Raw genomic sequence first — 6,684 nt, forward strand, 5'->3', positions numbered from 1 at the left:
GACGCGGACCGTGCAAACTTTCTACACTGTGCGTTTGCCCCGCACACCGGGGCGGCCAATATCTTGCCAAATCACCCAGAACCGGACTCCAGCACCATGCCGCAACGCTACATCAAAAAGATTCTTGATGCGCGGGTATACGATGTGGCCATCGAATCCCCGCTGACCGAAGCACGCAGTCTCACCAAGCGCCTGGGCAACAACATCCTGCTCAAGCGTGAAGACCTGCAACCGGTGTTTTCCTTCAAGATTCGTGGTGCCTACAACCGGATTGCCCAGCTCTCCGATGAGCAGAAGGCAAAAGGCGTGATCTGCGCCTCCGCCGGCAACCATGCCCAGGGCGTGGCGCTGGCGTCGAAGAAGCTGGGCATCAGGGCCGTCATCGTCATGCCCCAGACCACGCCGGACATAAAGGTCAAGTCGGTGCGGGATCGGGGCGCGAAGGTGGTGCTTCGTGGCGATGCCTTCGATGAGGCCGCCGCCCATGCCCAGGAGCTGATTGCCAAACACGGTTACACCTATATCCCCCCCTACGACGACCCCGATGTGATTGCCGGCCAGGGTACCGTGGCCATGGAACTGATGTGGCAATGTTCCCATAACCTGCATGCGGTGTTCATCCCCGTGGGCGGCGGCGGCCTGATTGCCGGTATGGCGGCCTACATCAAGTACCTGCGCCCGGAGATCCGGGTGATCGGGGTGGAGCCGGCGGATTCCAACTGCCTGCAGGCGGCCATGGCGGCCGGTGAGCGGGTGGTGCTGGATCAGGTGGGCATCTTCGCCGACGGGGTCGCCGTGAAACAGATCGGGGAGGCCCCCTGGGAGATCTGCAAGGGTCATGTGGATGAGGTGATCACGGTCAGCACCGACGAGATCTGCGCGGCCATCAAGGACATCTTCGAGGACACCCGCTCCATCTGCGAGCCTGCCGGGGCCCTGTCCGTGGCCGGTATCAAGAAGTACGTGGAACGGGAACAACTGGAAGGCGAGAACCTGGCGGGCATCCTCAGTGGTGCCAACATGAACTTCGACCGGTTGCGCTACATCTCCGAGCGCACGGAGATCGGCGAGAAGCGTGAGGCGATCCTGGCGGTGACCATCCCCGAGAAGCCGGGGGCGTTCAAGACCTTCATCAACGCCCTGCACAAGCGCAACATCACCGAGTTCAATTACCGCTACTCCGATCCGGAATCCGCCAGCATCTTCGTGGGCATCCAGATCCAGGCCGGAGGCCATGGCCGCGAGGACCTGGTCCAGAGCCTGCGGGAAACCGGCTACCAGGTGATGGATCTCACCGATAGCGACCTGGCCAAGCAGCATATCCGGCACATGGTGGGTGGCCATGCCCCGTCGGTGCACAACGAGAAGGTGTTCCAGTTCCAGTTCCCGGAACGCCCCGGTGCACTGCTGAAATTCCTGCTGTCCCTGGGAACACGCTGGAACATCTCCATGTTCCACTACCGCAACCACGGCGCGGCCTACAGCCGTGTGCTCATGGGGGCCCAGGTGGAGGACGGGGAGTTGGCGGACTTTGAGGCCATGCTGGACCAGGTTGGGTTCAGTTATACCAACGAGACCGACAACGAGGCCTATCGCCTGTTCCTGGGAGCGGGCAACGGGCATTGATCGCCTGTCAGGATGGCTTTACGAGGTGCGCCCCGGGTTACGCCGCGTTACCAACGGTAATGCGACGGCCCGTAGCCTTTACAAATTTTAATTATAAAAAATTGTAAATGGCCAGATACGTGTTAGGCTTTTTGTCAATTCTGGAAAACGACAACATCCAGCTGTTTTTCAACGCAAAGTGATCGTTTAAAACGAAAACAATACGGGGCAGGGGTTACCCATGGAGAAGAGGCAATGAGTCGCAGGCCGGATACACTTCGGGCGGTCGTCCTGTTATTTTTTATTGGGCTGGCGGTTACCGGATTGACATCTCTCCAGGCGTCGGAGGATGAGCCTCGCGCGGTGCCCGCCGATATCAGTTCCCAGGGCCAGTGGTTCCAGGCCCAGCGCAGTCAGGATCCCCGCAACGAAGGCTGAGTCAGCCGGTCCGGTAAATCCTTCCGTCCGTTACCACCGCATCCAGCGGCACATCCCAGGGCTCCGTCGGCAGCCTGTCCATCCGTTGCAGTTCATGCGCCAGCCCGATCAGGGTGGGCCGTAGCCGTGGGCGCACCCGGGTAAACGCCAGGGTGCGGTCATAGAATCCGCCCCCCATTCCCAGGCGCCCGCCCTGCTCATCGAACCCTACCAGGGGCATCAGGATCACATCCAGCGACCAGGCCGGTCGTATCAGGCGATGGTGGAACACCGGCTCCGGAATGCCAAAGCGGTTGGGCGCCATGGGCGTGTGGGCGTCATAGCGGCAGAAGGCCAGTTGCCCGGAATGGATGGGATGCAGTACCGGCAGATAGAAATGCACCCCCCGGCGACGGCTCTGCGCCATGAACGTCCGCGGATCGATTTCCCCGTCATTGGGCAGGTAGAGCGCAATGTGGCGGGCGCCCATGACCCTGGGGTGTCGGCGCAGGGTGTTGGCCAGGTCGATGGCGGCAAGGGTCTGCTGCTCGGGGTTGAGCGCCCGCCTGGCGTCACGGAGGTGCCGTCGGAGGGCCTTGCGGTCCCTGGCGGATTCCGGCTCGAATTCTGAGAGATTCTGGAACGTGTGACTCACGATGGGTCAGGGGTCAGGTGGAATAAGCTTCCCGGGCTGCCGTTATCGGATGTGGCCCTTGAACCCAAAGTTCAAGGTGGTGGCCGCTGTGACACATTAGGCTTTCCCCTTCGCGGGGGACTTGCTCACAATGCCCTGAAGTAGCCACCTGGGTGTTGCGCATCGGCTCGAGGACGTATCCGACCAGCGAACAGCCCAGGAAGTTGGCTTCATTATACGGGCATTGGCCGGGGCCTTTGCAACCGCCGTGTGTGACTTTTCGGTTACCCGGTGCCGTGGCTGTTCCCGGGACCGGATTGTGAGCCGCCCAGGGCGGTGTCCAGTTTGTCATCCATCGACCGCAGCAACTGGTCCGCGGCCCCGGAGACATTGCTGTCCTCCAGCAATTCGTGGGTGATGTTGAGGGCGGCCATGACCGCAATGCGCTCGGTGCCCAGCACTTTGCCGGTGGTGCGGATTTCCCGCATCTTGCTGTCCAGGTGGCGGGCGGCCCGGCGCAGGGCATCCTGCTGGTCTTCCGGGCAGGCAACCAGGTAGTCCTTGTCGAGGATGGTGACTTCAACCGTGGTGGGGGATCTAGACATCAGTGGTGCTCCAGGGCTCTGAGCCGGCCGATCATGGCTTCAATCCGGTTCTTGGCCTGGTCGTTGCGCTGGAGTAGCTGGGCCCGTTCCCGGTTCCATTCGTCCTGAAGCTCCCTCATGGCAGCGTTGTCCTGCTCCAGTTTGCGACAGCGCTCGATAAGGCGGTCCAGCTTCTCCGCCATGGCCTGCAATTCTGACTGTTCCATAGACATTCCGGTACTTGGCGGGGCCGTCTGACACCGGCGGCCCCTTTCGGTCTTACAGTTCGCGGTCTGGCACTCCGGTTTGCAATGGCTCGGGCAGGCAAGGACCCGAGCCACTGGGGCCACCGTCTGCAATCACTATAAGTGGGCGATGGGAAAGGGTCAATTTGCCAGTCTGTCATCTTGCTGTGACCCCTGTCCCAACACGGTAAGTCCGCATCCCCACAGACCGTGAGTCGTGTTCAGTTGGTCATATCCTCAGTGGGACCCCATCCACCCGGATGGCTGCCCATTCGCCACGCCCTGAGGGCGGGTATCAACCCCACTATTAGCCCGGCCACAGGCACCGCCGCCAGCAGCCCCCATTCCGCCAGGGTGGGTGTCCGCAAGACGATGGCCACGCCCCACACCTCCAGTAGCCAGGGGGCCAGGATGGCCACGGCCAGGTACCACAGGCCGCTGGCCAGCGCCGCCGCCAGCAAGGCCAGCCCGGTACATTCCAGCAGGTAGAGGCCGGCAATCAGGGCCGGGGAGGCGCCGTTGGCCCTCAGCACCGCGATTTCCTGGTGACGGTGGGATTGCAGCGTCAGCAGTACCGTGACCAGTCCCGCCAGGCTGGTGACCACCACGAAGGCGGTGATACCCAGCAGGATGAACTCGAACTGGCCCAGCACCTGCCAGAGCTGTGACAGGGCAACGCCGGGGAGGATCGCGGACAAGGGTTCCGCCGACATCTGGTTGATGTCACGCTGGATGCGGAAGGTGAGGATCTGTCGTTCCACGCCGGCGAGGGCCGCGGTAATGGTCTGTGGTGTCAGGTTGCGGTCGCGGGCGGCCTCGGCGGACAGGGTCCGGCTCGGCGAGGGCACACCGGCCTCCCAACCCACATGGATGGCCTCGAGTCCCTCCAGGCTGACATAGACGCCCCGGTCCACCGGAGTGCCAGTGGGCGCCAGGATGCCGCTGACCCGGAACGGATGCTGGTCATGGCTGACAAAGCTGGTACGACCGCCGCCGTGGGACAGGATGACCTCGTCGCCAATATTATGTCCGAGCTTGCGGGCCACCTGGGCCCCGAGCACCACATCGAACAGGTCGCTGAACCATTTGCCCTCGTCCATGGCCAGGGGCTGTTCATCGCCGTACTGGTAACGCTCCAGGAAACGCCGGTCGGTGCCCACCACCCGGTAACCCTGGTAGCTGTCGCCCAGCGACAGTGGCACCAGCCAGTCGATGCGCGGGTCCTGTTCCAGATCCTGGAAGGTGGACCAGCGCAGGTTGTTGGTGGCATGGCCAATGTGGAACACGGAGTAGAGCAGCAGGTTCAGCTCCCCGCTGCGGGCCCCGATGATCAGGTCGGTACCGGACACCGACAGGTTGAAGGACTGGCGAACCTCGGTGCGCAGGTACTGCACACCCAGCAGCAGGGTGACACTCAGGGTCAGTGTCAGGGTGACCAGCAGCAGGACCCGGCGGCGGTGCCAGAGGCTGGCGGCGGCCAGTGACAGGGCGAGGGACAGTCTCATGGCTGCACCTCCCCGCCGGATGCCAGCTCCAGGTGATGGGGAAAGTGGGCGGCGAGCCCGGGATCATGGCTGACAAAGACAACACTGGTGCCGTGGTCGGCGGCCCGTGCCAGCAGCAGGTCGATAAACCGGTCGCGGTTGTCCGTGTCCAGGGCGGAGGTGGGCTCGTCCGCCAGGATCAGGGGTGGTGCGCCGATAAGGGCCCGGGCCGCAGCCACCCGCTGCTGCTGGCCGGTGCTCAGGGCTGCGGGCTTGCGCCCCAGGCTGTCATCCGGCAGGTCCAGGGCCCGCAGTAGGCGTCGGGCGGTGTCTTCCGGTTGCCCGGCATGTCGCCGACGGGTGGCGGAGAGGCGGCACGGCAGGGTGACGTTGTCCAGGGCACTGAGGTAGGGCACCAGGTTGAACTGCTGGAAGATGACGCCGGTACAGTCGGCCCGCAGCCGGTCCCGGGCGCCGCCGCCCAGCCGTTTCAGGTCCTGGCCATGAACTTCGATGTCTCCGTCCACCGCTCGGTTGAGGCCGCTCAGCAGGCTGAGCAGGGTGCTCTTGCCGCTACCGCTGGGCCCACGGATAAACAGGTGGTCCCCCGCCTGCAGCCGGATGTCGGGAAAGTGGAGACTGCCCCCCTGGTCGGGCCAGTGCCAGCTCAGGTTTTTCGTATTAATCACCATGGTTGGATCGTGCCTGTGATTGCTGTTCCCTGTCATTGTGGTCGAGGGTATCGGGCTATGAGCGCTGTATTGTGCGTCAAAATGGTAATCGCCGTAGTCTGGGAAGCCGGTTCGGGTCGTGGCATGATAACCTGAATCATCATGACCGGCCCCGGCTATCGTCCGTCAGGTGCCTCCCCGAATACCTGGAGACCATCAATGTCCATACCATTCCTTCGTGCGCCGACAAGACAGGTCCTGGGGGCCTGCCTGCTGGTGTTGATCGCCAGCACCAGCCTTGCCGACGAACAGTGGCGCGAGCTGGACTGGCTGGAACTGATGCCTGAGGAGGATCTGCGACTGCTTGAGAACCTGCCGGAGGTGGAGCATGAGGGCAGTGGCCCCGCCGCATTGCCGGATGAGATCCTCACCGGCCGGGTGGTGCCGGAAATGGATGGCACCCGGGCCAGGATCCCCGGCTTCGTGGTACCCCTGAAGACGGTGGGTGACCAGCGCATTGTCGAATTCTTCCTGGTGCCCTACTACGGTGCCTGCATCCACGTGCCGCCACCACCGCCGAACCAGATTATTCACGTGACCTACAAACCCGGTTTCACCCTGGACGCCCTCTATGAACCTGTCTGGGTCCAGGGCACCCTGAAGACAGAGTCGGTGGAGAACGATATCGGTGCCGCCTCCTATACCCTGGTCAGCGAGAATGTGGAGCCCTACGAGGGCTGATGGCGCGACGGGATGTGATGTTCCGTCACGCTGATCCGTGGTTGGTTCCCATCAGTGATCGAGATGGATCTCGTCCTCCCCCGCGTGCAGCTCGGTGTGGCCCTGGCCGCCGGAGCCCAGCCAGTCCACGGACAGGTGTTCGATGCCGGGGAATCGTGTCATCAGGGGCGTTGCCAGGGGATCGGTCAGTTCACTATCGCACTCGATTCTCTGGGTGACCTCGACATCGCTGTGGCTACCCTTTTCTTCGTGCTCGTGCTCGTGCTCGTGCTCGTGCTCGTGCTCGTGCTCGTGCTCGTGCTC

The 6,684-nt window shown here is 63.0% G+C and carries 8 protein-coding genes and 1 other RNA gene; 2 read left to right on the plus strand and 7 right to left on the minus strand.

What is annotated here, in order from left to right:
- The first annotated feature begins 96 nt into the window (after window positions 1-96).
- Window positions 97-1,626 (plus strand): threonine ammonia-lyase, biosynthetic, encoded by a 1,530-nt coding sequence (ilvA, locus tag RO069_RS11095; RefSeq protein WP_328187517.1) that lies wholly within the window; start codon window positions 97-99, stop codon window positions 1,624-1,626.
- Between the two features lie 418 nt (window positions 1,627-2,044).
- Here the strand turns inward: ilvA and RO069_RS11100 are convergent, their stop codons facing one another.
- The 6 genes from RO069_RS11100 to RO069_RS11125 form a co-directional block, all read right to left on the minus strand.
- The gene (locus RO069_RS11100; RefSeq protein WP_328187519.1) at window positions 2,045-2,677 is read right to left on the minus strand and encodes a 5-formyltetrahydrofolate cyclo-ligase; all 633 of its coding nucleotides are present in this window, start codon (window positions 2,675-2,677) and stop codon (window positions 2,045-2,047) included.
- 24 nt (window positions 2,678-2,701) lie between these two features.
- A non-coding RNA gene (ssrS, locus tag RO069_RS11105) (6S RNA) lies at window positions 2,702-2,882 on the minus strand.
- A gap of 58 nt (window positions 2,883-2,940) precedes the next feature.
- A complete protein-coding gene (locus RO069_RS11110) occupies window positions 2,941-3,261 on the minus strand; it encodes a cell division protein ZapA (protein ID WP_328187521.1) in 321 nt (106 codons plus the stop codon).
- On the minus strand, window positions 3,261-3,467 hold the full coding sequence (locus RO069_RS11115) for a TIGR02449 family protein (protein ID WP_328187523.1): 207 nt from the start codon (window positions 3,465-3,467) through the stop codon (window positions 3,261-3,263). The genes RO069_RS11110 and RO069_RS11115 overlap by 1 nt, the downstream gene beginning before the upstream one ends.
- A 239-nt stretch (window positions 3,468-3,706) precedes the next feature.
- On the minus strand, window positions 3,707-4,990 hold the full coding sequence (locus RO069_RS11120) for an ABC transporter permease (protein WP_328187524.1): 1,284 nt from the start codon (window positions 4,988-4,990) through the stop codon (window positions 3,707-3,709).
- Window positions 4,987-5,661 (minus strand): ATP-binding cassette domain-containing protein, encoded by a 675-nt coding sequence (locus RO069_RS11125; protein ID WP_328187526.1) that lies wholly within the window; start codon window positions 5,659-5,661, stop codon window positions 4,987-4,989. Before RO069_RS11125 ends, RO069_RS11120 begins: the two co-directional genes overlap by 4 nt.
- Before the next feature lie 198 nt (window positions 5,662-5,859).
- On the opposite strand from RO069_RS11125, the gene RO069_RS11130 reads away from it, so the two are divergent.
- Window positions 5,860-6,381 (plus strand): DUF3299 domain-containing protein, encoded by a 522-nt coding sequence (locus RO069_RS11130; RefSeq protein ID WP_328187527.1) that lies wholly within the window; start codon window positions 5,860-5,862, stop codon window positions 6,379-6,381.
- 51 nt (window positions 6,382-6,432) lie between these two features.
- Here the strand turns inward: RO069_RS11130 and RO069_RS11135 are convergent.
- The coding region (locus RO069_RS11135; RefSeq protein WP_328187528.1) for a ZrgA family zinc uptake protein at window positions 6,433-6,684 on the minus strand (252 nt) is incomplete at its 5' end.

Origin of the sequence: Marinobacter sp. OP 3.4, assembly GCF_036224885.1 — a bacterium.
GTDB lineage: Bacteria > Pseudomonadota > Gammaproteobacteria > Pseudomonadales > Oleiphilaceae > Marinobacter.

Excerpts from the sequence above, each read along its gene's own strand:
- ilvA (WP_328187517.1), top strand. The coding sequence starts at position 97 with ATGCCGCAACGCTACATCAAAAAGATTCTTGATGCGCGGGTATACGAT.
- RO069_RS11110 (WP_328187521.1), bottom strand. The coding sequence starts at position 3,261 with ATGTCTAGATCCCCCACCACGGTTGAAGTCACCATCCTCGACAAGGAC.
- RO069_RS11115 (WP_328187523.1), bottom strand. The coding sequence starts at position 3,467 with ATGGAACAGTCAGAATTGCAGGCCATGGCGGAGAAGCTGGACCGCCTT.
- RO069_RS11120 (WP_328187524.1), bottom strand. The coding sequence starts at position 4,990 with ATGAGACTGTCCCTCGCCCTGTCACTGGCCGCCGCCAGCCTCTGGCAC.
- RO069_RS11125 (WP_328187526.1), bottom strand. The coding sequence starts at position 5,661 with ATGGTGATTAATACGAAAAACCTGAGCTGGCACTGGCCCGACCAGGGG.
- RO069_RS11130 (WP_328187527.1), top strand. The coding sequence starts at position 5,860 with ATGTCCATACCATTCCTTCGTGCGCCGACAAGACAGGTCCTGGGGGCC.